Raw genomic sequence first — 22,903 nt, 5'->3', positions numbered from 1 at the left:
TTCCTCGGCCTGTCCTGCCACGAGAGACACCTTCAGCGCGCCACCCAGGGCGCCGTTCCGGGTAGAGAAATTGAGTAGTTGTACTGATGTCCTGGGTCGTCTGATCTGCCACTCTTGCGCCTGGTCGCGCGGGCGGCGGTCCACGGACGGGGGTCGGCGCACGCCTCTGCCTCCGGCGGCCGTTCGGACGCGGGACGGCACCGGCCATCGGGTGGTAACCGCTGAGGAAACGAGAAAGTGACAGGCGAGGAAGAGCGGCCGCGGGTCCTGCTGGCCGACGACGACGAAGCGATCACGGCCCAGCTCGCCCCGTTGCTGGAGCGTTCCGGCTTCGCCGTGGAGGTGGCCCACGACGGCGGGGCCGCTCTGCGGTGCGCCATCGCGGTGCCGGGGCCGGACCTTGTTCTGCTCGATGTGCAGATGCCCGTGCTGGACGGCCGAGAGGTCCTGCGGCGGGTCCGCAGATCGGAGAACTGGCTGCCCGTCATCCTGCTGACCCAGGTGGGCGAGGCCGGCGAGCGTGCGATGGCGCTGGAGGAAGGCGCCGACGACTACCTGAACAAGCCCTTCGACCCCTATGAACTCACCGCCCGGATGCGCGCGGTGCTGCGCCGCACCCGTCGCGGGCAGCCTCCGCTCGGCGCCTCGAAGACCCTGCGTGCCGGAGAGCTGCGGGTGGATCGTACGGCCCGCCGCGCATGGCTCGCGGACCGGGAGCTGATACTGACCCCCAAGGCCGCCGCGCTGCTGGACCATCTCTTGACCCACCCGGGCGAACTGCTCGCCAGGGAGCGCCTGCTGGAGGTTCTGTGGGGCTGGGAGACCGCCAGCACCACACGCGCCGTGGACAATCGGGTCGCCGAGCTGCGCCGTGTGCTGGGGGACGATCCGGCCGTACCGCGGTGGATAGAGACCGTCACCGGTCAGGGATACCGTTTCATCGCACCCGTCGAGGCCGGAGCGTGAGGGTACCGAGACGCCGCTGGCTGCCCTTGGCCGCGGTGCCGGCAGCCGGCTGTGCGCTCACCGCAGTCGTCGCACTGCTGCTGGGCAATGTGACCGTGCATCTGCGGTTCGCCCTGGCGCTGGGCAGCGCGGTACTGGCCACCGCCGCAGCATTGGTGGCGGCGGCCGTCGCCGTGGTGAAGCAGCGTACTGAGCGGCTGCGCGAACGCCTGCGGGAGGAGGCCAGGGACGAGCACCGGCGATTCGTGCGGCACCTCGATCACGAACTGAAGAACCCGCTGACCGCGATCCGGGTCGGACTGGCCAACATCTCTGCCGCGGAGGGCATGGACGAGGATTCCCGCGCCACCGCGCAGCGTGTGGAGGAGCAGGTGCTGCGGATGGTCCGGATCACCGGAGACCTGCGCAAGCTGGCGGCCATCGAGGACCAGCCGATGGAACGCGTTCCGGTGCCGCTCGCAGAGTTGCTCGAGGCTGCCGGGGAAACCGCCCAGGAACTACCGGGCGGCGACGGGCGGAAGGTCACCCTCAGCGTGTCGGACGTCCCCTGGCCGCTGCCGCAGCCACCCGGTGACGCGGACCTGCTGGAACTGGCCCTGCACAATCTTGTTGCCAACGCGGTCAAGTACAGCGAGCCGGGGTGTTCCATCGAGCTGCGCGCCTACGAGGAGAGCGCGCACGTCGTGGTCGAGGTGGCCGATACGGGCCAGGGTATCCCAGCCGATGAACTGCCGGGCGTGTGGGACGAACTGGTACGGGGCAGCGAAGTGCGGGACATCCCGGGCAGCGGGGTGGGGCTGGCGCTCGTGCAGGCCGTGGTCGCGCGGCACAACGGGGACTGCGAGATCCGCAGCCGCCGGGGGGCCGGCACCGTGGTCCGGCTGCGCCTGCCGCTGGCGTGATCGGCCGGGCCTCCCGCCGCGTGAACGCCTGGTGGAGGAAGGCGGGGAGGAGCGTGGCCGGCAGCCCTGCGGCGGAACTCCCCAATGGGCGGAATCAGTCCGCGGTGGTCAGGTACGGGGCATTACCCGGCTCGACCTCACATGTCGCCACCTCGGAACGACGTGTCGCAGATCCGGCACATCGCGGCCACCGCGATGCGACAGCGCGTTCCTAGGCTTCTGATCAACAGGAGACGGACGTATCCGAACGTCCCTCCCGAGTCCCCACGAAACAAAGGAAAGGCATCTCCATGTCCATATCCAAGCTGTTGCCCGCCACCGTCATGGCCCTGGCACTCGCGACCACGGTCGGTTGCTCCGTCGACGTGAGCACTCCGGAAAAGGAGAAGAAGGCGTCGGAGCCCGGGACGTCGCAGACGGCGGACACCGGAAGCGGCGACAAGCCCGCCACCGACGCTGACGCGCAAACCCGAACCGACGCGCCGACCTCGTCCGCCCCCGCCCCCTCCAACGCCAAGCGGCTCCGGTTCAAGGGCACCCAGGCAAGCCACTCCGCTGACTGCACCGGCCGCGATGTCTCCGTCGAGGGCGACTTGTTGAGCCTGATGCTGAAGGGCGACTGCGGAACGATCACCGTCAGCGGCACCTCCAACTCGATCGTGGTCGAGTCCGCTGAAGCCATCAACGTCAGTAGCGAGCTCAATGAAGCGGCGGTGAGAACCGTGGGCGCGGTGTCCCTGGAGGGAGAGGGCAACGCCGTGTACTGGGTCCGTGCCGCCCGCGGAGAGGCGCCCGAAGTGAACGACGCAGGCGCGCTCAACGAGGTTACCCGGGTCAGCTCGGCACAGTACGAGGAAATGGAAGTGGCCGTACAGGAGTGATTCCCGGCCCATCGGCGGGAATCAGTCACGCCGAAGAGTGCTCTGCCCGTTCTGATTGGACTCGAAGGAGTAGTGCAGCGTTCCGTCCTCGGACGGTGTGAGGGTGATCCGTACGTCAACGCAGTTGGATGTGCCTTCGGTGATCTGCTCCTTCACCACCGAGGCCTGGTCGGTCTGGGAGACGAGCACCCAATGGCCGCTGCAAGTCGGGTAGTCGACGGTGGCGACGGTGTCCCCGACCTTGCCTCCCGTGTATACGGCTGTCACTGGGTAGTTGTTGTCTCCCTCTGTCACGGTTCCTTGCCAGGTGCCCTCGTAGCGGAACGCTGACGAGACGGGCTCGGTGCTGGCGGAGGCGGAGGCGGATGCAGACGCGGAGGCCGATGCGGAGGCAGAGGCGGACGTGGATGCCGAGGTGGATGCGGAGGCGGAGGCGGAGGCGGAGGCGGAGGCGGACGTGGACGCGGAGGTGGAGGTGGAGGTGGATGCGGAGGGGGAGGCGGTGGACGGCGTCGGCCGTGAGGTTCCCTCTGCCTGGTCGAGTGTGCCGCTCACCATCCTCGGAGCCAGGACGATCACCGGGGCAACAGCGGCTGCCGTCAGAAGCAGCGGCCATCGCCGTTGCCGCTGTGGTGTCGAGAGGCCGCTGGGCGAGGTCGGGACAGGACTGTGGTGAGGAGAGAGCGCGGGTGCGTCGATCGGGCCGACCGCCCCGGGAGCGGCGGTGTGACCCGGCCGGGGAGCTGGCTGCCCTGCGTCGACCAGTGCTGTCGGAGACGGTGTTTCCACGTCGAGCAGGCGCCCCGCGTGCCGGCCGACGTGGTCGAGGAGCTCCGGAGGCAGCCAGGGGCGCGAACGGTCGTAGCCGGCGGACTCGGCCATCTGAGCAATGCGTGCGGGAGTCGGGCGCTGGGCGGCCTCCCGGACAAGGCATGCCTCTGCGACTTCGCGCAGAGGCCCGTTCAGGCCGTCGAGGCGGGGCGGCTGTGAAACGACGGCGAACAGTGCCGCCGCGGCTCCGCTTCCGGCTTGGAGGAACGGGGAACGTCCGGTGGCGGCAAAGACGATGACCGAGCCGAGGCAGAAGATGTCGCTGGCACCTGTGATGGGCTCCCCGTTCACCTGTTCGGGGGAGATGAAGCCCGGGGTTCCCACCACCATCCCGGTGCGGGTGAGCTGGTCGCCGTCCACGGCGCGCGCGATTCCGAAGTCGATCACTCGGGGCCCGTCAAGGCCGAGCAGCACGTTCGACGGTTTGAGATCCCGGTGCACCAGGCCGCAGCCGTGGATTGCCTCCAGGGCCCGCGCCAGTCCGAAGGCCAGGGCCCACACGGACTCCTCCGGCAAGCGCTTGTGTCGCTGCACCGCCTCCTGCAAAGACAATGCGGGGATGTAGGTCGTGGCCGCCCACGGAACGGCAGCGTCGGTGTCCGCTGCCACCACCGCGGCGGTCCATTCCCCCACGACCCGGCTGGCCGCCTGCACCTCTCGCTGGAACCTCTGCCTGAACTCCGGATCCCGCGCGAGTTCGGCGTGCACGAGCTTGACGGCCACGGTCCGTCCTTGCGCCGAACGCCCCAGGAAGACCCTGCCCATGCCCCCGGATCCGAGTCGACCCAGCAAACGGTATGGCCCCACCATGCTGGGATCACCCGGCATGAGTTCGTCCATTCCCACCTCTCCCGCCAACTGAAGCGCACCGCAACAGCCTTGAACAAATACCCGCCCGCCATCACCCGCCAGGGACGGCATCCGGCATCTCATCCAGGAAGATCGGGTGAAGTCGTACGCACCTTACATGTATGGCTCGGTGTGCTCTTGACCGGCTACCAGACGCCTGTCATCATCCGCCGATCGTCGCCCGCCGCATCAAGGCCTGGCTGAGGAACCGCATGGTCGGGAGGCCCGAACCGCCGTCAGGCCGCACGGCGGCAAGGCCGCTGCCGCGCGGCGAGCGTGCGCAGCAGCTCCCCGACGCCGGGCAGCGGCAGCGGTCCTGGTACGGCGGCCCGGTCCTGGCCGATGCGCTGCTCGACGGCGGGGACGTTCACGCCGCCCGGCGGGCCGCGGCCGAAACACGTACCTCGCCGCTCTGCGGGCCGGCCAGAAACGCAAGCGGAACCTGATGCGGCTCCTTGGCCGGTACGGCCTGTGACCCTGCCAGAAAAACGGTGGCGCCCGAATGTGCGCGCCTCTAGGGTGAGGACCGCTTCTCGCAGTGGCTGTTGGCCCTGCTGCCGGCCGAGTGAGGAACGGGAGGTGTGAACCGATGGCTGTCTCTGTGATGGGCGCTGCCCGCATCCAGGAGTTCGACAAGTCCACCTCCGTGGCCTCCGGCTGACACCTCGACATCCTTCCGCGCCCGTGCGCGCGCTGCCGGGGCCGCCCTTGTGAAGGGTTTCCCTTGACTTCCACCTCAGTTTTCTCCGCTCTCGCTCCCTACGGCTGGGACGAGGCATGGGCGGACGAGTTCGCCCCCCACGAGCCCGAGGGGCTGCTGCCCGGACGCGTCGTCCGGGTCGACCGCGGGCAGTGTGACGTGATCACCGCCGGCGGGCTCGTGCGGGCCGACACGGCGTTCGTCACTCCGCACGACCCGCTTCGGGTCGTGTGCACCGGCGACTGGGTCGCCCTCGAAGCCGGTGGGAACCCGCGCTACGTACGAACGTGTCTGCCGCGCCGTACCGCCTTCGTGCGCTCCACCTCCTCGAAGCGGTCCGAGGGGCAGATCCTCGCCGCCAACGTCGACCATGCGGTCGTCGCCGTGTCACTGGCCGCCGAACTCGACCTCGGCCGTGTCGAACGCTTCCTGGCCCTCGCCTGGGAGTCCGGGGCGCAGCCCGTCGTCGTCCTCACCAAGGCCGACCTCGTGCCGGACGCGGCCACGCTCGGGCATCTCGTGCAGGACGTGGAGACGTCGGCGCCGGGCGTGCCGGTGCTGCCGGTCAGCGCCGTGGACGGGGACGGGCTCGACGCGCTCGCCGCTGTCGTGTCCGGCGGTACGTCCGTACTGCTCGGGCAGTCCGGAGCGGGCAAGTCGACGCTCGCGAACGCGCTGCTCGGCGAAGACGTGATGGACGTCCGGGCCACGCGGGACGTGGACGGAAAGGGACGCCACACGACCACCACGCGCAACCTCCTCGCCCTGCCGGGCGGCGGCGTGCTGATCGACACGCCCGGGCTCCGGGGCGTCGGGCTCTGGGACGCCGGGAGCGGGGTCGGTCAGGTCTTCTCCGAGATCGAGGAACTGGCGGCGGACTGCCGTTTCCACGACTGTGCGCACGATGCGGAGCCGGGGTGCGCGGTGCTGGCCGCGATCGACGCCGGTGAGCTGCCCGAGCGGCGGTTGGACAGCTACCGCAAGCTGCTGCGGGAGAACCGGTGGATCGTCGCGAAGACCGATGCGCGGCTCCGGGCCGAGATTCGCAAGGACTGGAAGCGGGATCGGATGGACTGGCGGAAGGGGGCGGAGGGCCGGGCGGCGATGGAGACGAAGCGGGGACGTAGGCGTCCGTAGCCGCCGTAGTTGCAGCGCGCGGCGAGCCGGACCCTGGAAAGTCCGGCTCGCCGCGCGCTGCTTACGCTTCCCCGCCCCTTGCCGAATCGGTCCAAGGCGAGCCGCACGCAAAGCGGCGAGGTCCCCGTGGTGTGAATCGCCGGCCCCGGGCGTAGCCGCCGCACACGAGAGGCCCGGCGCGGGTCTGCACGCCGCTCTCCTGGGCCACCTTCGGAAGGGCTCAGCCCGCTCGACGACTCCGGCGCCGGGGTTCAGCCGGCCGACATGGGCGCGGCACCTTGCCGACGCCGACGGGTACCCCACGCGACGCCGGCGCCAACGCCGTGTCCGTTTTCCGCTAGCAGCACCCTCGCCCACGGCGGAGACTGGAACGCGTGATGGACGAAGACACCAGGTACGAGGCGGTGCGGAGCAGGGACGCCCGGTTTGACGGGGAGTTCTTCTTCGCCGTCGAGACGACCGGGATCTACTGCCGGCCCAGCTGCCCGGCGGTGACGCCGAAGCGGCGCAACGTGCGGTTCTTCGCGACGGCCGCCGCCGCGCAGGGCTCGGGTTTCCGGGCCTGCCGGCGGTGCCGGCCCGACGCCGTGCCGGGATCGGCGGACTGGAACGTGCGGGCCGACGCGGTGGGGCGGGCCATGCGTCTGATCGGCGACGGCGTCGTCGACCGGGAAGGCGTGGCCGGCCTCGCCGCGCGGCTGGGCTACAGCGCCCGGCAGGTGCAGCGGCAGCTCACCGCCGAGCTGGGCGCGGGACCCGTAGCCCTCGCCCGGGCCCAGCGGGCGCACACCGCGCGCGTCCTCCTTCAGACCACCGGCCTGGCGGTCACCGAGATCGCCTTCGCGTCGGGGTTCGCCAGCGTGCGGCAGTTCAACGACACGATCCGGGCCGTGTACGCCTCGACGCCGCGCGAGCTGCGGGCCGCCGCACCGCGCGGCGGACGGGCTTCCCGGCGGGCGGACGCCCCGTCCGCGGGGATCCCGCTGCGGCTCGCGCACCGAGGGCCGTACCAGGCCGGCGCGGTCTTCGACCTGCTCGCGGCGGAGGCCGTGCCCGGCGTGGAGGACATGAGCGGGCCGCCGGGCCGGCGCACATACCGCCGTACGGTCCGGCTGCCCCACGGCACCGGCATCGTCGCCGTCGACGAGCGGCCCGGTACCCAGCGGGCGGCGCCCGGCGCCGCCCACCCCGGCGGCTGGCTCGACGCCCGCCTCCAGCTCACCGACCCCCGCGATCTGACCACCGCCGTCGGGCGGCTGCGGCGGCTGTTCGACCTCGACGCCGACCCGTACGCCGTCGACGAGCGGCTCGGCGCGGACGCACGGCTCGCCCCGCTGGTCGCCGCCCGGCCCGGACTGCGCTCGCCGGGTGCCTTCGATCCCGAGGAACTTGCGGTACGGGCACTGGTCGGCCGGGCCGGGGCCGAGCGGCTGGCCGGGCGCTACGGCAAGGCGCTGGACGCCCCCGCCGGCAGCCTCACCCACGTCTTCCCCGAACCGGCCGTCCTCGCCGAAGCCGAGCCGGACGGCCCCCTGGGCGCGCTCACCGCAGCCCTCGCCGACGGCGCCGTACGGCTGGACCCGGGCGCCGACCGGGACGACGCGCAGCACGCGCTGCTCGCCCTGCCGGGCATGGACGCCCGCACGGTCGCCGCCGTCCGCGTCCGCGCCCTCGGCGACCCGGACGTCGCCCCGCCCGGCGTGGACGTCCCCGACACCTGGCGCCCGTGGCGCTCCTACGCATGGCAACACCTGCGTGCAGCAGGGGAGTTGGAGCTGTGATGACCCGCACGACCCGCACGACCCCTATGACCGGCATGACCGTGACGTACTGGGCGAGCGTCGACAGCCCGCTCGGCCCGCTCCTCCTCACCGCCGACCCGTCCGGCTCCCTGACCTCGGTCTCCGTGCCCGGTCAGAAGGGCGGCCGCAGCGTCCAGGACGGCTGGCGGCACGACCCTGGACCCTTCCGAGCGGCCGAGGAACAGCTCGCCGCCTACTTCGCCGGTGAACTCAAGGAGTTCCGGCTGGAGTTGCGGCCGTCCGGCACGGAGTTCCGCGAGCGGGTGTGGGATGCCCTCGACTCCGTCCCGTACGGCGGCACCACGACGTACGGCGAGATCGCGGCCCGGATCGGAGCCCCCAGGGCCGCCGTACGGGCCGTGGGCGGCGCGATCGGTGCCAACCCGCTGCTGATCGTCCGACCGTGCCACCGGGTGATCGGGGCCGACGGTTCACTGACCGGGTACGCGGGCGGGCTGGAGCGCAAGACGACGCTGCTGACTCTGGAGGGCGTCCTCCAGACGCGCAGACGCTGACCTCGGAGGCGTCCCCCGGCCGCCGCTCTCCGCCGGCCGCGGCCCAGCCTCAGCCCCAGAACACCGCGCCCATCCACGCACCCATGATCAGCAGGCAGGTGAACAGTTCCGCCAGCACGCTGGAGCCGCCGGAGTGCATCGCCGTCCGTGTGGCGGCGACCGCCTCCCGGTGGCCGCCGAGCCGGAGCCGTTCGGAGAGATAGACGCCGCCGATGAAACCCGGGATGGCGCCGAGCACGGGTATGAGGAAGAAGCCGAGGAGCGCGCCCACCCCGGCGTACACCGCCATCCGGGGAGTCGCGCCGCTCATGCGCAGCCGACGGGGCGGCAGCGCCCAGCGCACCACCTGGGAGAGGAGCAGTGCGACGGTCGTACCGACCAGAACCCACCAGGCGACGGGCCGCGGATCCTTCAGCGCCCACCACAGAACCGCGGCCCACACGAGCCATGACCCCGGCAGCCCGGGTACAAGTACTCCGCACAGGCCGAGCAGGAGGACCAGGCCGACCAGCAGGAGGTCCCACACTCCCATCTGACCAGAGTGCCGGAGTGCAGAAGAAAGCGCAGGTCAGCCAGGTCACACGGGTCGCCGCCGGGCAACCTGCTCCCGCTCGTGCGCAGGCGGCCCGTTGCGGCCGGCACGTCGTCCGACGCGGAGCGCCCAGCCGGATTTTCCGGATGCCCCGTTTTCAACCGGCCCGTGCGGTGGACAATTGGGGGCATGAGCCAACAGGGGGGAAGGCCCACCGGTCACGAGGACGACTGGTGGGGCCAGCTGTACGACGACTCCACCGAGGACACCGGGCCCACGGCCGCGCCCGACTCACTCGACGACCGCTTCGCGTCCGCCGTGGGGGCCGTGGACGAGGAGTCCGCGGCCGACGTGCCGCGCGGCGCGGAGCTCGCGCCGCAGCGCGCACCCTGGGAGCCTCCTCCGCCCACGCCACCGGGCGGCACGGCGACCTTCCCTCCCGGACCGGTCCCCCCGGGATTCGTCGAACGGGCACCCGAGGGGCGTACGACCTCCGGGACCGGCGGCGGTCCGTCCACGGAGACGCCGGTCACGACGGTCCCCGCCTCCCGGATGCCCCCCGGCACACCGCCGCCGCCTGCCACGCCCGCCCGGCCGGCCGGCGCGGCCGTCCCCGACGGAGGAGCCGACTCCCGCCGCGACGCCATCGCCGACGCCGCGGAGGCCGCGGAAGCCGGCCCCGCCGCGCAGGGGGGTCCGCCGGGCACCGCCCCCGCGCCCACGCTCACCGGCGAGGGGATCCGCACGGCCACCCGCGTGGACGTCCCCACGCTCCCCGCGGCGGCCGCCGACTACGTCGGGACCGGGCCGCCCACCTACGACGCCGAACCCACCGCGCTGCCGCCCGCCGACCCCGACGACCTGGACGGCCTCGTCGCCGACACCGTGCTCGACGGCGCCCGGTACGGGGCGTGCACGCTGCGGGCCGTCTCCGTACGGGGGGACTCCGCACGGTTCAGGGGCGAGCCGCGACGGGACTCCCTGCTCACCGCCCGATTCGGCGCAGGCGACCAGGCGTTGGTCCTGGTCGCGATGGCGACCGGAGCGCGGGCCACGCCGGGGGCGCACCGCGCGGCCGCCGAGGCCTGTCAGTGGATCGGCCGGGCCGTGGGCCGCAGCCACGCCCGGCTCGCCGAGGACATCAGGTCCGGCCGCAGGGGCGACCTGAAGTCCGGTCTGCACCGCCTCACCGACCGCAGCCTCGGCAGACTCCGAGCCAGCGCCGCGGAACAGGGCATCGACCCCGAGGAGTACGCGGCCACCCTGCGGTGCCTGCTGCTGCCCGCCGATCCCGACTGCCGTATCCGCGTGTTCTTCGGTGTCGGCACGGGCGGACTGTTCCGGCTGCGCGACGGCGAATGGCAGGACATCGAACCGCGCGTCGCCGACGTCACCGGCGAGCCGGTCGTCGGCTTCGGCTCACTGCCCGCCGAGACCCCCGAGGGGGACCGGCTCACCATGGACCTGGGCATCCCGACGCCTCCGAGCCCGTACGAGCCCGCCCCCGAGCCGCTCCGCGAACCCTTCCGTTTCCGCGCCTCCGTCGCCCGCCCGGGTGACACGCTCCTGATGTGCACGGGCGGCCTGGCCGAGCCCCTGCGCGGCGAGCCCGAACTGTGCGGCTACCTGACAGGCCGGTGGTCCGGACACGCCCCGCCGGGTCTCGCCGCGTACCTCGCCGACGTCCAGATCAGGGTCAAGGGGTACGCGGACGACCGTACGGCCGCGGCCGTCTGGGAGGCGTGACGGCGCAGGCTGTGGATTCACCCGCATGTACGGCGTCGTCGGCGACAGCCTGCGGACGGCCCGCACCAATCCGCGGAACGGGCCGTGTCCTCAGCTGGAGAGGCAGCGGATTCCGGCCAGTTTCGCGAGCGGCGCGGGCATCAGCTCCGGCCGCACCCCGGCGTGGAGGCTTTACTGACACACCGGTTCGCCGAGTACGGCGAGGAACGGCAGACCGGAATCGGCGCCCGGCCAACCGGAACCAGCTCGTCCGCGGCGGCTCGACCGCGCTGGGCGAAGTGTCACCCACCCGTCCGCGAACGCCGCACCAGTGGCCGAACACCTGGTCGTTGATGATGCGCCATGACTGGCCCGTGTCCGACGGGGCATGGATCCCGTGAACGTGTTCGAGCTGGAGGGGAATCGACATCGGCACGCGGGCGGGGGTCATGAAGAGGCAGGCACGAGGAGGCGGTCCCAAGGCAGTCGGGGCCTTCTCGGCACGGACCGTGGAGGACGAGGCCGAGAGCGCCATGGAACAGGCGCCGGCACCTCAGCTCAGGCGCAGACTCGGACGGGCGGACCTGCGGGCGGTGCCGGAGGCGCGCAAGGCGCTGCGTGAGCTGTTACGGACCTGGGGGAGGCCCGGACGATCGGAGGTAGCGGAACTGCTCACCACCGAGCTCGTGACCAACGCGCTCGTCCACACCGACCACGATGCCGTGCTGACAGCCACCGTGGGACCCCGTGGACTCCGGGTGGAGGTACGGGACTTCGTGGCCCGCAGGCCGAGACCGCGCGTACCGAACGCCGACGACGGTACGCACGGCAGGGGCCTGCTCCTGGTGCAGTCCCTGGCGGACGCCTGGGGCGTGCGTGTGCACGGGGTGGGGAAGGCGGTGTGGTTCGAGCTCGGGGCCGGAGCGGCGTAGCGACGGGAAGGGGCGTGACCCGTGCGGGTCACGCCCCTTCCCGTGGTTCCGGCTCGCGTCGTCCGCCGGACAGGACCTAGCCGAACTGCTGCTCGAGGTCCTTGAGCTTGCGCTCCAGGGAGTCGAGGCGCGGCAGCGCCATTGTGTCGTCCTCCGCTGTGAGATCCACGGTGACCGGGTCAGAGCCGTTGCGGACGGGCTGCAGGGAGGGCCGTGACCGGACGGGCAGTTCCGGCGTTGATATGGCGGGCTCCGCGGAGACCTGGGCGGAGGCCCGCTCCAGGGTTGCCTGGGCCTCCAGCTGCCGTCCGCCACCGCGGCCGGCGAAGCCGCGGTGGCCCCGGCTGATCGCCTTGAGCTGGGCACGCTCGACCCGCTGCTGCTCGCGGCGCCGCAGGCGGGCAGCGTCCTTCTGGCGCTTGTCCTCGCGGACCTCGTCCACCGCCTCGTCCAGGCTGCGCACGCCCTCCAGAAGCATCAGGGACCACGCCTTGTACGTCTCACGGGGGGCCCGCACCCAGCGGACGACGCGGATCTGCGGCAGAGGGCGCGGCACCAGGCCCTGCTCGCGCAGGGCGGCCCGGCGGGTCTGCTTCAGCGCGCGGTCGAACAGTACGGCCGCCGAGAGGGACATGCCGGAGAAGAACTGCGGCGCACCGTCGTGGCCGAGGCCCCTGGGCGCGTGCACCCAGTTGAACCAGGCCGCCGCGCCCGCGAACGTCCATACGAGTATGCGGGAGCCGAGGGCCGCGTCGCCGTGGCTGGCCTCGCGCACCGCGAGCACCGAGCAGAACATGGCCGCGCCGTCGAGGCCGAACGGCACCAGGTACTCCCAGCCGCCGGAAAGGCTGAGGTTCTCTCGGCCGAAGCCGACGAGCCCACGGTAGGAAAGCGCGGCGGCCACGGCCGCGCAGCAGAACAGCAGCACGTAGGAGGCGATGCCGTAGATGGCCTCCTTGCGCCTGCGGCGCTCCTCGCTGCGCTCCCACGAGTCGTCCGCGGTCGCGTCCTTCCCCGAGGAGCGCTTACCGCGCGCCAGCACCGCAACCGCCGCCAGCATGCCCAGGAGCAGTACGGCGCCCGGAAGCAGCCAGTTCAGCGATATGTCGGTCAGTCTCATCTGGGGTCCCTTGCATTGGGATAGGGCGTAACGCCCGCCATAGTGGCCCAATTCCACCGGCCCTCAGGGGGTTTCGGGGCAAGAGGCCGCCAAGGAAGTGCAAGGGGATGCCCAGGGCGGCGTTCTGCTCGAACTGCCGCTTGAGGGGCGGGAGTTGAGTTCGAATAAGACTACCCGTACGGATGGTGCTACGGAAAGTTTCTGCGGCCGGTGAGGAAGTTGTGAACCACCTGTAACCGGAAGGGCGCCTCGTTCGCAGGCGATCTTACGGGACGCGCGTGCCCGTGTGTCGGCCGGGCGGGTGCTGAGGGTGCCTCAACTGGCCGCGCTGTTCGGTCCGGTCGGCTCACGGAAGGCCGCCGAGCCGATGTACGGCTGGGGCGACCCCGGCAGTAGCCGCTCCGGCTCGCGTTCGGTGACCGCCGCGCGCACCCGCGTCACGGGATGCGGGGCACCCCGAAGGGGGCACGGGCATACCGGAACCTCCGTTCGCGGTCTTTGTGAACGCGAGTTGCAAAGGTAAGCCTTGCCTTACTCAAGGATTCCCGGGTTTGACCTACCGGCTTCTGCGCCTAAGGTGCTTGACGGACGAGTAACAACCCGCCGTAATGACCCCAAGTACCGACACGTCCGGAGGAGGACCCGTGGAGCAGGGCGCGCAGGGCTCCGCCGACACGGGGAATCCGGATCCTCCCGGGCTTCCCGCGGGCGCGGCCCGGGTGCCGTCGCAGCCGCGGGCCGCGGACGTGGACCGGGAGCGGTGCGCCCCGCAGGGCGCCGCACGCGGCGAGCACACACACAGTGAGCAGACCATTCCCCGGCCCCGCCCCGTCGTCCAGCGGTCCTCCGTACGCGGGCAGATCCTCGACGCCCTGCGCACCGCTCTGGTCGCGGGCGAGCTGACACCGGGCGAGGTCTACTCGGCCCCCGCGCTCGGCGACCGCTTCGGAGTCTCCGCGACGCCCGTGCGCGAGGCGATGCAGCAGCTCGCCCTGGAGGGCGCGGTCGAGGTGGTCCCCAATCGCGGGTTCCGGGTGATCGAGCGCGGCGCGCGGGAACTGGCTGAGCTTGCCGAGATCCGCGCCCTGATCGAGGTCCCGGTGATGCTGCGGCTGGCCCGCACGGTCCCCGCCGAACGCTGGGCGGAACTGCGGCCCCTCGCCGAGGCGACCGTCCGCGCCGCGTCCTCCGGCTGCCGCGCGACGTACGCCGAGTCGGACCGGTGCTTCCACCGGGCGGTGCTGGCGTTGTCCGGGAACGAGCAGCTCGTCCAGATCGCCGAGGACCTGCACCGCAGGGCGCAGTGGCCCCTGGTGCGCGGCCGCGCACCGCGCGGGCGCGCCGAGCTGGTGGCGGACGCGGCGGAGCACACGGCGCTGCTGGACGCGTTGACCGCGCGGGATCTGGACGTGGTGCGGTCGCTGGTCGCGGAGCACTTCGCGGGCGCGGGCTGAGCAGGTCGGCGCAGCCCGCGGGCGCGCGCTGAGCCGGCCCGGACGACTGGTGCTGGTGCCGGGGGGCGGTCGCGCAGCCCGGCGCTGACGGGTGCCGCCCGCGCCCACCCGTGCCGCCCCGGCGGCACCACTGCCCGCAATCGGGCCGAGCCGGGCGGACGCCGCCGCGACGACTGGCGCAGCCGGGCAGGGCCGGGTGGACGCTGCCGCCATGGCTGGCGCAGCCGGGCAGGGCCGGGAGGACGCTGCCGCCATGGCTGGCGCAGCCGGGCCGGGCCGGGAGGACGCTGCCGCCATGGCTGCCGCAGCCGTGCCGGGCGGACTACGCCGTCGCCGCCGGCGGAGCCAGGTGCCGTGCCAGCCACGTCGGGACGCCCCCGAGCAGCCGGAACAGCCGCCGGGCCTCCTCGCGCAGCCGTGAGGCCTCCGGCTCGGCCTCCGCGTCGGCCAGCGAGGCCAGTGCGGGCGCCGTACCGACCAGGTACCCCAACTCCTCCCGGATCCGCAGGGATTCCGAGAACCCGTGCCGCGCCTCCGCCAACTCGCCGTCCCGCAGGGCGAGTCCGGCAAGGTGCCGCCAGGTGAACGACAGCAGCAGCGGATCGGCGTGCGCGGTGGCCCCCGCGTGGGCACGGCGGTACGCCGCCCGCGCCGCCTGCGGGGAGTCCGCGAGGTTCTCCGCGAGCAACCCGCGCCGGAAGTCCAGCAGTGCCCGCGCAGGCGCCCCCGGAGGGATCAGCGCCGCCGCCCGTCCGAGCGCGGCCCGCGCCTCGTCGGCCCGGTCCCGCACTCCGTGCAGTGTGGCCGCGTAGGCAAGCTGCCCGCGTTCACAGGCCGCCGCCCCCCGCTCGTCGTCACCGTGGGCCAGCGCCTCCGCGGTACGCAGCGCGTCCTCGGCCTCCTCCCAGCCTTGCTCGGTGTAGAGACACCGTTCCACGAGCAGACCGGCCCGCTGCAACGCCGTCGCCGGGGTCACCGGCTGGAGCAGGGCCGCCGCGTCGGCCCAGCAGGCGCGCGAGCGCAGCCGCCATACCGCGGTCTGGAGTGGATCGTCACCGGCGGTCGTTCCGTTACCAGACATGGCGGTATACGCCACCTTGCCCTCCCCGAGCACGCCATCGAGCTGTTGAGTGGTGGCGGCATCTCAGCACGATTCCCGGGCCCCGGCCAAGAGGGTGGGTGAAGTATTTCACAAAGTCGTGGGACGCGGACGGCACTCCGTCCCCTTCCGCCCCACGACGGTGTGACCTCAACTCATCCGCAACGCCAGGAAGAAATCGAGCTTGTCCTCCAGTCTGGACAGGTCACGGCCCGTCAACTGCTCGATTCTGCCGACCCGGTAGCGCAGCGTGTTGACGTGCAGGTGCAGCCGGGTCGCGCAGCGTGTCCAGGAGCCGTCGCAGTCCAGGAAGGCCTCCAGGGTCGGGATCAGTTCCGCGCGGTGTCGGCGGTCGTAGTCCCGCAGTGGGTCGAGCAGCCGGGCCGTGAAGGCGCGGCGGACGTCGTCGGGCACGAACGGCAGCAGGAGGACGTGCGAGGCCAGCTCCTGGTGCCCCGCCGCGCACACCCGCCCGGGTCGCGCCGCCGCCACCCGCCGGGCGTGCCGCGCCTCCTCCAGCGCCCCGCGCAGCCCCTCCGCCGAGTGCACGGCCGCGCTGACGCCGAGCGTGACCCGCCCGTCGTCGTCCAGGCCGGCCGTCAGCGGGTCCCGTACGGACTCCAGGAGCGCGTCGGCGAGGATCCCGGCCTCGGAGCCGTCGTGCTCGGTCGACACCGCCGGCAGCGGGACGAGCGCGACGGCCTCGCCACCCAGGTGGGTCACGGCGATGCGGTCGGAGGGCTCGGGGCCGCCGGCGAGCGGGTCGACCAGGATCTCCTCCAGCAGCGACTGGGCGACCGGGCCGCCCTCGATGTCGCCGCCGTCCCACTCGACACGGGCCACGACCACCTGCCAGTGCGGGGCCGCCCCGAACCCGGGCAGCAGCACCGGCGCCGCGACCCGCAGGCGCGCCGCGATCTCGGCGGGCGCCGCACCCGCCTGCACCAGCTCCAGCACCTCCTGCGCGAGCCGCCGCCGTACCGTGCGCGCCGCGTCCCGCCGGTCCCGCTCGACCGCGATCAGCTGGGTGACGCCCTGGAGCAGGTCGAGCCGCTCCTCGGGCCACTCCCCGGCGTCCGCCTCCACGGTCAGCAGCCAGTCCGAGAGCACCGTCTCGCGCACGTCCCGGGAGGCGTGGGGCGAGCGGCCGTTGCCGCGGACCGGGAAGAGGGAGTACGTGGTGGAGCCGAGCGCCAGCCGGTGCGGTCCGCGCCGGCCCGTGCGGGCGGAGGCCAGATGCTCGGCCGCGAGCTTCGCGCACACGTCGGCGGGCAGCGCCGGCCCCCCGGCCTTCGGGCCTGCGATCAGCCGCCCCGTCGGCGACAGCACCCAGGCCCGCAGGTCCAGGTCCGAGCCGAGCAGGTCCAGGACCACGTCCGGGCCGCCGCCCGCCGGGCCCGAGGTCATCATCCGGCGGTGCCGGTCGACGACGGCTGCGAGGTCACCGGCCCGCTCCCCGGAGACCTGCCGCACGACGTGCTCCGTGATCGTCGCGAACGCAACCGACTCGTGCACGGCGAACAGCGGCAGCCGGTGCCGGGCACAGGCCACGACCAGGTCGTCCGGGATGTCGCCGAGCTCCGCCTCACCGGCCGCGAGGGCGGTCACCCCGGCCCCCACCAGGATCCGTACGAACGGCTCGGAGTCCGCGGCGTCGCGGCGCCAGGCCAGGCCGGTGAGCACCACTTCCCCGCCCGACAGGTACCGGCTGGGGTCCCTCAGGTCGGTGGTCATCACGCCGCGCACGGTGCGGTCGAGTTCGTCCTCGCCGCCGAGCAGCCGCAGGCCCAGCGCGTCGGTGTCCAGCAGTGCGCGCAGCCGCATTCTCGTCGCCGCCGTTCTCTGTCTCGAAATCTACGATGGATCGTGAGGGGCTCGTGGTGGCGGGCCCGCCCGGTCGGCAGGTGAGCGGTGCTCGCCGTCTCCCGAGCTGTGTCCCGGCTGTGTCCCTGGTCACGCGGCTGTGTCTCGCGTTTCCACAGGAAAAGAGGAGGTTACTGACGACCTCCATTCATACGAATCTACAAGATGCCCGCCCTGGCCAGCCAACTCCTTCATGGTTTACGTGACTGACCCCGTCGGAGCAGCGCGCTGTGTACTGATCCCATCCCGCGTGAACAGCACATTGAACGAGCCGGACCCGCCGCACACGAACTGGCTCGATCCGTACGACCCACGAGAAGAGAGCCGGTCATGGACTTCCTTCGCCCCGCCAGCTGGGAGGAGGCGCTCGCCGCGAAGGCGGCGCACCCCACGGCTGTGCCGATTGCGGGTGGCACCGATGTGATGGTCGAGATCAACTTCGACCACCGGCGGCCCGAGTACCTGCTCGACCTGAACCGCATCGGCGAGCTCGAGGAATGGGAGGCCGGCGAGGACAGCGTGCGGCTAGGTGCCTCCGTCCCCTACACGAGGATCATGGAGAACCTGCGCGGAGAGCTGCCCGGCCTGGCCCTCGCCTCGCACACGGTCGCCTCCCCGCAGATCCGCAACCGCGGCGGCGTCGGCGGCAACCTCGGCACCGCCTCCCCGGCCGGTGACGCCCACCCCGCCCTGCTGGCCGCCGGCGCCGGGGTCGAGGTCGAGTCGGTGCGCGGCTCCCGGCTGATCCCGATCGACGAGTTCTACACCGGCGTGAAGCGCAACGCGCTCGCCGCCGACGAACTGATCCGCGCCGTCCACATCAAGAAGGCCGACGGCCCGCAGCAGTTCTCGAAGGTCGGCACCCGCAACGCCATGGTCATCGCGGTGTGCGCCTTCGGTCTCGCGCTGCACCCCGAGACGCGGACCGTCCGCACCGGCATCGGCTCGGCCGCGCCGACCCCCGTCCGGGCGAAGGCCGCCGAGGAGTTCCTGAACGCGGCGCTCGAAGAGGGCGGCTTCTGGGACAACGGAAAGATCATCACTCCGTCGGTCGCCAAGCAGTTCGCGGAGCTGTGCTCCGCCGCGTGCAACCCGATCGACGACGTCCGGGGCACGGCGAGCTACCGCCGCCACGCGGTCGGCGTCATGGCCCGCCGCACGCTGACCTGGACCTGGGAGTCGTACCGCGGCACCGACGGCCGTACATATCCGAAGGGCGGTGTCGCGTAATGCGCGTCAGTTTCACGGTCAACGGACGCCGGCAGGAAGCCGACGACGTGTGGGAGGGCGAGTCCCTGCTGTACGTGCTGCGGGAGCGCCTCGGTCTGCCGGGCTCGAAGAACGCCTGTGAGCAGGGCGAGTGCGGGTCGTGCACGGTGCGCCTGGACGGCATCCCGGTGTGTTCGTGTCTGGTCGCGGCGGGCCAGGTGGAGGGCCGCGAGGTCGTCACGGTCGAGGGGCTGGCGGACTACGCCAGGCAGCGGTCCGGCGGTACGGGTGCATGCGGCACGTCTCCCGACGAGGCCCGGCTGGGGGTCCCCCCGGGCGAAGCCTGGGGGAGGCAGGCCGGGGGCACCGACTCCCAGACCGGCGAGGGAACCGAACTCTCCCCGATCCAGCAGGCGTTCATCGACGCAGGCGCCGTCCAGTGCGGCTTCTGCACCCCCGGTCTGCTCGTCGCCGCCGACGAGATGCTGGAGCGCAACCCCAACCCGACCGACGCGGACATCCGCGAGGCGCTGTCGGGCAACCTCTGCCGCTGCACCGGCTACGAGAAGATCATGGACGCGGTCCGCCTCGCGGCCGCCCGGCAGGGAGAGGCGGTCTGACGATGCCCAGGAACGGCGCTCCCCTCGGCACTCCCACGAAGGTCACCCAGGGCTCCCGGACCAAGGGCGGCATCGGCGAGTCCACGCTCCGCCCGGACGGGACCCTCAAGGTCACCGGCGAGTTCGCGTACTCCTCGGACATGTGGCACGAGGACATGCTGTGGGGACAGATCCTGCGCTCCACGGTCGCCCACGCCGAGATCGTCTCCATCGACACGGGCGAGGCACTGGCCACGCCGGGCGTCTACGCCGTCATGACGTACGACGACCTGCCGACCGACGTGAAGAACTACGGCCTGGAGATCCGCGACACCCCGGTCCTCGCCCACGGCAAGGTCCGTCACCACGGCGAACCGGTCGCCGTCGTCGCCGCCGACCACCCGGAGACCGCGCGCCGCGCCGCCGCCAAGATCAAGGTCGAGTACCGCGAACTGCCCGTCATCACCGACGAGGCGTCCGCGACCGCGCCGGACGCGGTCCTCGTCCACGAGAACCGCACCGACCACCACATCGGCCACGTCCCGCACCCGAACATCGTGCACCGCCAGCCGATCGTCCGCGGCGACGCCGACGAGGCGGCGAAGAAGGCCGACTTCATCGTGCGGGGCGAGTACACCTTCGGCATGCAGGACCAGGCCTTCCTCGGCCCGGAGTCCGGTCTGGCAGTACCCGCCGAGGACGGCGGCGTCGACCTCTACATCGCCACCCAGTGGCTCCACTCCGACCTGCGCCAGATCGCGCCCGTCCTCGGCCTGCCCGAGGACAAGGTACGCATGACGCTGTCCGGCGTCGGCGGCGCGTTCGGCGGCCGCGAGGACCTGTCGATGCAGATCCACGCCTGCCTGCTGGCACTGCGCACCGGCAAGCCCGTCAAGATCGTCTACAACCGCTTCGAGTCCTTCTTCGGGCACGTCCACCGCCACCCGGCGAAGCTGTACTACGAGCACGGCGCCACCCGCGACGGCAAGCTGACCCACGTCAGGTGCCGCATCGTCCTGGACGGCGGCGCGTACGCCTCCGCGTCCCCCGCGGTCGTCGGCAACGCCTCCTCGCTCGGCATCGGCCCGTACGTCGTCGACGACGTCGACATCGAGGCCATCGCGCTCTACACCAACAACCCGCCCTGCGGCGCCATGCGCGGCTTCGGCGCGGTCCAGGCGTGCTTCGCCTACGAGGCCCAGATGGACAAGCTCGCCGACGCGGTGGGCATGGACCGGGTGGAGTTCCGTCAGCTCAACGCGATGACGCAGGGCACGCTCCTGCCGACCGGGCAGCCGGTCGACTCCCCGGCCCCGGTCGCCGAACTCCTGCGCCGCGTCAAGGCGATGCCGCTGCCGCCGGAGCGCCAGTGGGAGAGCAGCGAGGGTGCCGACGTACGGCAGCTGCCCGGCGGTCTGTCCAACACCACGCACGGCGAAGGCGTCGTACGCGGTGTCGGCTACGCGGTCGGCATCAAGAACGTCGGCTTCTCCGAGGGCTTCGACGACTACTCCACCGCGCGCGTGCGCATGGAGGTCGTCGGCGGGGAGCCGGTGGCCGTCGTGCACACCGCCATGGCGGAGGTCGGCCAGGGCGGCGTCACCGTCCATGCGCAGATCGCCCGCACCGAGCTGGGCGTCGCGCAGGTGACCATCCATCCGGCCGACACCCAGGTGGGCAGCGCCGGTTCGACGTCCGCGTCGCGTCAGACGTACGTCACCGGCGGCGCCGTCAGGAACTCGTGCGAGCTCGTCCGGGAGAAGGTCCTGGAGATCGGCCGGCGCAAGTTCGGTACGTACCACCCGGCTTGGGCCACGGCCGAGCTGCTCCTGGAGGGCGGCAAGGTCGTCACCGACGGCGGCGAGGTCCTCGCCGATCTGGCCGACGTGCTCGAAGACGAGACCGTCGAGGTCGAGGCCGAGTGGCGGCACCGGCCGACGGAGCCCTTCGATCTGCGCACCGGCCAGGGCAACGGACACGTCCAGTACTCCTTCGCCGCGCACCGCGCCGTCGTCGAGGTGGACACCGAACTCGGCCTCGTGAAGGTCGTCGAACTGGCCTGCGCCCAGGACGTCGGCAAGGCGCTCAACCCGCTGTCCGTCCTCGGCCAGATCCAGGGCGGTACGACCCAGGGGCTCGGGGTGGCGGTCATGGAGGAGATCATCGTCGACCCGAAGACGGCGAAGGTGAAGAACCCCTCCTTCACGGACTATCTGATCCCCACCATCCTCGACACGCCGACCATCCCGGTCGACATCCTCGAACTCGCGGACGACCACGCGCCGTACGGACTGCGCGGCGTCGGAGAGGCACCCACCTTGTCGTCGACTCCCGCGGTCCTCGCGGCTGTCCGCGACGCGACCGGCCTGGAGCTGAACAGGACGCCGGTACGTCCCGAGCACCTCACGGGAACCGCGTGACTCCGGCTGCCGTTGCGGGCAGTCGCGCCGCAGGGCGGCACGGGTGCGCGCGCAACGGCACCCCGGCGCCGGGCAACGGTGGGGCCTGGCAGGCATCTTCGTGGTCTGTTTCGCCCTCAGTCCCATTGAGAGCCGGCTGACGCCGCACCAGCTGTATCGATCAGGACCGCCGGACCGCCCTGCACACAACCGCTGTCAAGGAGACCGAGAGATGCTGGACATCGCCGACGAGCTCGACCGGTGGGTCGAGCGGGGACGCGACTTCGCCGTGGCCACCGTGGTGGCCGTCCGCGGCAGCGCTCCCCGACTGCCCGGGGCCGCCCTCGCGGTGGACGCCGACGGCACGGCGATCGGCTCGGTCTCGGGCGGCTGTGTGGAGGGCGCCGTGTACGACCTGTGCCGACAGGCGCTTCGGGACGGGGAACCGGTCCTGGAGCGCTTCGGCTACAGCGACGAGGACGCCTTCGCCGTCGGCCTGACCTGCGGCGGCGTCATCGACGTCCTCGTCGCACCGGTACGGTCGGGCGATCCCGTCCGTCCGGTGGCCGCGTCCGCGGTGTCCGCCGCCTCCCGCGGGGAGGCGGCGGCGGTGGCCCGGATCGTCTCGGCCCCCGCGCACCTCATCGGCAGGGCGCTCCTCGTCCACCCCGACGGCTCGTACGAGGGCGGCTTCGCCGCCCACCCCGAACTGGACCGCACGGTCGCCGCCGAAGCGGGCGCCTTCCTGGACGCCGGCCGCACCGGCACCCTGGAGATCGGCGAGCAGGGCTCGCGCTGCGGGGCCCCGCTCACGGTCCTGGTGGAGTCCTCCGTCCCCCCGCCCCGGATGATCGTCTTCGGAGCGATCGACTTCGCGTCGGCACTGGTCCGGATCGGCAAGTTCCTCGACTACCACGTGACGGTGTGCGACGCCCGCCCCGTGTTCGCCACCCGCACCCGCTTCCCGGAGGCCGACGAGATCGTCGTCGAGTGGCCGCACACGTACCTGGAGCGGACGTCCGTGGACGCCCGCACGGTCCTGTGCGTGCTCACCCACGACGCCAAGTTCGACGTGCCCCTGCTCCGGCTCGCGCTGCGGCTGCCGGTGGCGTACGTCGGTGCGATGGGCTCCCGCCGGACCCATCTGGAACGGAACGAGCGCCTGCGCGAAGCCGGCGTCACCGAGCTGGAGCTGGCACGGCTCCGGTCCCCGATCGGCCTCGACCTCGGGGCCCGTACGCCCGAGGAGACAGCGCTCTCGATCGCCTCCGAGATCGTCGCCGGCCGGCGCGGAGGCAGCGGCGTTTCGCTGACCGGCGCGCACACCCCGATCCACCACGACGTGACGTCCGGGCCGACGGGACGGATCGGGTCGGTGGCCTGAGGGG

Annotated in this window: 20 protein-coding genes; 13 read left to right on the top strand and 7 right to left on the bottom strand. The window is 72.3% G+C overall.

Annotated elements, in window-relative coordinates; translation table 11 throughout:
- The first annotated feature begins 237 nt into the window (after positions 1 to 237).
- From ACZ562_RS03375 to ACZ562_RS03365, 3 genes are all read left to right on the top strand, one after another.
- A complete protein-coding gene (locus ACZ562_RS03375; RefSeq protein WP_471173680.1) occupies positions 238 to 966 on the top strand; it encodes a response regulator transcription factor in 729 nt (242 codons plus the stop codon).
- Entirely contained in the window at positions 963 to 1,868 is a 906-nt protein-coding gene (locus tag ACZ562_RS03370) for a sensor histidine kinase (protein ID WP_471173677.1), read from the top strand. Before ACZ562_RS03375 ends, ACZ562_RS03370 begins: the two co-directional genes overlap by 4 nt.
- A 290-nt stretch (positions 1,869 to 2,158) precedes the next feature.
- The gene (locus ACZ562_RS03365; RefSeq protein ID WP_471173675.1) at positions 2,159 to 2,749 is read left to right on the top strand and encodes a DUF3060 domain-containing protein; all 591 of its coding nucleotides are present in this window, start codon (positions 2,159 to 2,161) and stop codon (positions 2,747 to 2,749) included.
- A gap of 21 nt (positions 2,750 to 2,770) precedes the next feature.
- Here ACZ562_RS03365 and ACZ562_RS03360 read toward each other — a convergent pair whose 3' ends face one another.
- Both ACZ562_RS03360 and ACZ562_RS03355 read right to left on the bottom strand, forming a co-directional pair.
- Positions 2,771 to 4,390, bottom strand: coding sequence for a serine/threonine-protein kinase (locus ACZ562_RS03360; RefSeq protein WP_471173989.1), 1,620 nt, complete (start codon positions 4,388 to 4,390; stop codon positions 2,771 to 2,773).
- Positions 4,391 to 4,665: 275 nt separating this feature from the next.
- Entirely contained in the window at positions 4,666 to 4,800 is a 135-nt protein-coding gene (locus tag ACZ562_RS03355) for a hypothetical protein (RefSeq protein WP_471173672.1), read from the bottom strand.
- Between the two features lie 353 nt (positions 4,801 to 5,153).
- Between ACZ562_RS03355 and rsgA the strand changes: the two genes are divergently transcribed.
- The 3 genes from rsgA (at position 5,154) to ACZ562_RS03340 (ending at position 8,583) form a co-directional block, all read left to right on the top strand.
- Positions 5,154 to 6,266: a ribosome small subunit-dependent GTPase A gene (gene rsgA / locus ACZ562_RS03350; protein WP_471173670.1), complete on the top strand. Its 1,113-nt coding sequence runs from the start codon at positions 5,154 to 5,156 to the stop codon at positions 6,264 to 6,266.
- A 377-nt stretch (positions 6,267 to 6,643) separates the two neighbouring features.
- Positions 6,644 to 8,047: a bifunctional transcriptional activator/DNA repair enzyme AdaA gene (locus tag ACZ562_RS03345; protein ID WP_471173987.1), complete on the top strand. Its 1,404-nt coding sequence runs from the start codon at positions 6,644 to 6,646 to the stop codon at positions 8,045 to 8,047.
- Positions 8,047 to 8,583: a methylated-DNA--[protein]-cysteine S-methyltransferase gene (locus ACZ562_RS03340; protein ID WP_471173668.1), complete on the top strand. Its 537-nt coding sequence runs from the start codon at positions 8,047 to 8,049 to the stop codon at positions 8,581 to 8,583. Before ACZ562_RS03345 ends, ACZ562_RS03340 begins: the two co-directional genes overlap by 1 nt.
- Positions 8,584 to 8,632: 49 nt before the next feature.
- Here the strand turns inward: ACZ562_RS03340 and ACZ562_RS03335 are convergent, their stop codons facing one another.
- Complete coding sequence (locus ACZ562_RS03335) at positions 8,633 to 9,115, bottom strand: DUF456 domain-containing protein (protein ID WP_471173666.1); 483 nt, start codon at positions 9,113 to 9,115, stop codon at positions 8,633 to 8,635.
- A gap of 189 nt (positions 9,116 to 9,304) precedes the next feature.
- On the opposite strand from ACZ562_RS03335, the gene ACZ562_RS03330 reads away from it, so the two are divergent.
- A complete protein-coding gene (locus ACZ562_RS03330) occupies positions 9,305 to 10,861 on the top strand; it encodes a protein phosphatase 2C domain-containing protein (RefSeq protein ID WP_471173664.1) in 1,557 nt (518 codons plus the stop codon).
- Positions 10,862 to 11,289: 428 nt separating this feature from the next.
- Positions 11,290 to 11,772 carry an ATP-binding protein gene (locus ACZ562_RS03325; RefSeq protein ID WP_471173662.1) on the top strand — a complete coding sequence of 161 codons (483 nt, stop codon included), beginning with the start codon at positions 11,290 to 11,292 and terminating at the stop codon, positions 11,770 to 11,772.
- Between the two features lie 76 nt (positions 11,773 to 11,848).
- Here ACZ562_RS03325 and ACZ562_RS03320 read toward each other — a convergent pair whose 3' ends face one another.
- Both ACZ562_RS03320 and ACZ562_RS03315 read right to left on the bottom strand, forming a co-directional pair.
- Positions 11,849 to 12,892 (bottom strand): DUF2637 domain-containing protein, encoded by a 1,044-nt coding sequence (locus ACZ562_RS03320; protein WP_471173661.1) that lies wholly within the window; start codon positions 12,890 to 12,892, stop codon positions 11,849 to 11,851.
- A gap of 315 nt (positions 12,893 to 13,207) precedes the next feature.
- On the bottom strand, positions 13,208 to 13,333 hold the full coding sequence (locus ACZ562_RS03315; protein ID WP_471173660.1) for a hypothetical protein: 126 nt from the start codon (positions 13,331 to 13,333) through the stop codon (positions 13,208 to 13,210).
- 203 nt (positions 13,334 to 13,536) lie between these two features.
- On the opposite strand from ACZ562_RS03315, the gene ACZ562_RS03310 reads away from it, so the two are divergent.
- Positions 13,537 to 14,346, top strand: a complete 810-nt coding sequence (locus ACZ562_RS03310) for a GntR family transcriptional regulator (RefSeq protein WP_471173659.1) — start codon at positions 13,537 to 13,539, stop codon at positions 14,344 to 14,346.
- Positions 14,347 to 14,668: 322 nt separating this feature from the next.
- Here ACZ562_RS03310 and ACZ562_RS03305 read toward each other — a convergent pair whose 3' ends face one another.
- Positions 14,669 to 15,442 carry a hypothetical protein gene (locus ACZ562_RS03305; RefSeq protein ID WP_471173657.1) on the bottom strand — a complete coding sequence of 258 codons (774 nt, stop codon included), beginning with the start codon at positions 15,440 to 15,442 and terminating at the stop codon, positions 14,669 to 14,671.
- A 153-nt stretch (positions 15,443 to 15,595) separates the two neighbouring features.
- Positions 15,596 to 17,269: a PucR family transcriptional regulator gene (locus ACZ562_RS03300; protein ID WP_471173656.1), complete on the bottom strand. Its 1,674-nt coding sequence runs from the start codon at positions 17,267 to 17,269 to the stop codon at positions 15,596 to 15,598.
- A gap of 369 nt (positions 17,270 to 17,638) precedes the next feature.
- On the opposite strand from ACZ562_RS03300, the gene ACZ562_RS03295 reads away from it, so the two are divergent.
- The 4 genes from ACZ562_RS03295 (at position 17,639) to ACZ562_RS03280 (ending at position 22,899) form a co-directional block, all read left to right on the top strand.
- The gene (locus ACZ562_RS03295) at positions 17,639 to 18,538 is read left to right on the top strand and encodes an FAD binding domain-containing protein (RefSeq protein ID WP_471173654.1); all 900 of its coding nucleotides are present in this window, start codon (positions 17,639 to 17,641) and stop codon (positions 18,536 to 18,538) included.
- Positions 18,538 to 19,137, top strand: coding sequence for a (2Fe-2S)-binding protein (locus ACZ562_RS03290; protein ID WP_471173653.1), 600 nt, complete (start codon positions 18,538 to 18,540; stop codon positions 19,135 to 19,137). Before ACZ562_RS03295 ends, ACZ562_RS03290 begins: the two co-directional genes overlap by 1 nt.
- A 2-nt stretch (positions 19,138 to 19,139) precedes the next feature.
- Complete coding sequence (locus tag ACZ562_RS03285; RefSeq protein ID WP_471173651.1) at positions 19,140 to 21,536, top strand: xanthine dehydrogenase family protein molybdopterin-binding subunit; 2,397 nt, start codon at positions 19,140 to 19,142, stop codon at positions 21,534 to 21,536.
- Positions 21,537 to 21,747: 211 nt separating this feature from the next.
- Positions 21,748 to 22,899 (top strand): XdhC family protein, encoded by a 1,152-nt coding sequence (locus ACZ562_RS03280; protein ID WP_471173650.1) that lies wholly within the window; start codon positions 21,748 to 21,750, stop codon positions 22,897 to 22,899.
- Positions 22,900 to 22,903: the final 4 nt, after the last annotated feature.

It is taken from the genome of Streptomyces sp. NPDC040410, from assembly GCF_055595715.1.
This window is presented reverse-complemented; position numbering and strand designations above follow the sequence as displayed.

What these genes read in the sequence shown, in the direction of transcription:
- ACZ562_RS03365 (WP_471173675.1), top strand. Translation starts at nt 2,159, where the DNA reads ATGTCCATATCCAAGCTGTTGCCCGCCACCGTCATGGCCCTGGCACTC.
- ACZ562_RS03360 (WP_471173989.1), bottom strand. Translation starts at nt 4,390, where the DNA reads ATGGTGGGGCCATACCGTTTGCTGGGTCGACTCGGATCCGGGGGCATG.
- ACZ562_RS03345 (WP_471173987.1), top strand. Translation starts at nt 6,644, where the DNA reads ATGGACGAAGACACCAGGTACGAGGCGGTGCGGAGCAGGGACGCCCGG.
- ACZ562_RS03340 (WP_471173668.1), top strand. Translation starts at nt 8,047, where the DNA reads ATGACCCGCACGACCCGCACGACCCCTATGACCGGCATGACCGTGACG.
- ACZ562_RS03335 (WP_471173666.1), bottom strand. Translation starts at nt 9,115, where the DNA reads ATGGGAGTGTGGGACCTCCTGCTGGTCGGCCTGGTCCTCCTGCTCGGC.
- ACZ562_RS03330 (WP_471173664.1), top strand. Translation starts at nt 9,305, where the DNA reads ATGAGCCAACAGGGGGGAAGGCCCACCGGTCACGAGGACGACTGGTGG.
- ACZ562_RS03325 (WP_471173662.1), top strand. Translation starts at nt 11,290, where the DNA reads ATGAAGAGGCAGGCACGAGGAGGCGGTCCCAAGGCAGTCGGGGCCTTC.
- ACZ562_RS03320 (WP_471173661.1), bottom strand. Translation starts at nt 12,892, where the DNA reads ATGAGACTGACCGACATATCGCTGAACTGGCTGCTTCCGGGCGCCGTA.
- ACZ562_RS03300 (WP_471173656.1), bottom strand. Translation starts at nt 17,269, where the DNA reads ATGCGGCTGCGCGCACTGCTGGACACCGACGCGCTGGGCCTGCGGCTG.
- ACZ562_RS03295 (WP_471173654.1), top strand. Translation starts at nt 17,639, where the DNA reads ATGGACTTCCTTCGCCCCGCCAGCTGGGAGGAGGCGCTCGCCGCGAAG.
- ACZ562_RS03290 (WP_471173653.1), top strand. Translation starts at nt 18,538, where the DNA reads ATGCGCGTCAGTTTCACGGTCAACGGACGCCGGCAGGAAGCCGACGAC.
- ACZ562_RS03285 (WP_471173651.1), top strand. Translation starts at nt 19,140, where the DNA reads ATGCCCAGGAACGGCGCTCCCCTCGGCACTCCCACGAAGGTCACCCAG.
- ACZ562_RS03280 (WP_471173650.1), top strand. Translation starts at nt 21,748, where the DNA reads ATGCTGGACATCGCCGACGAGCTCGACCGGTGGGTCGAGCGGGGACGC.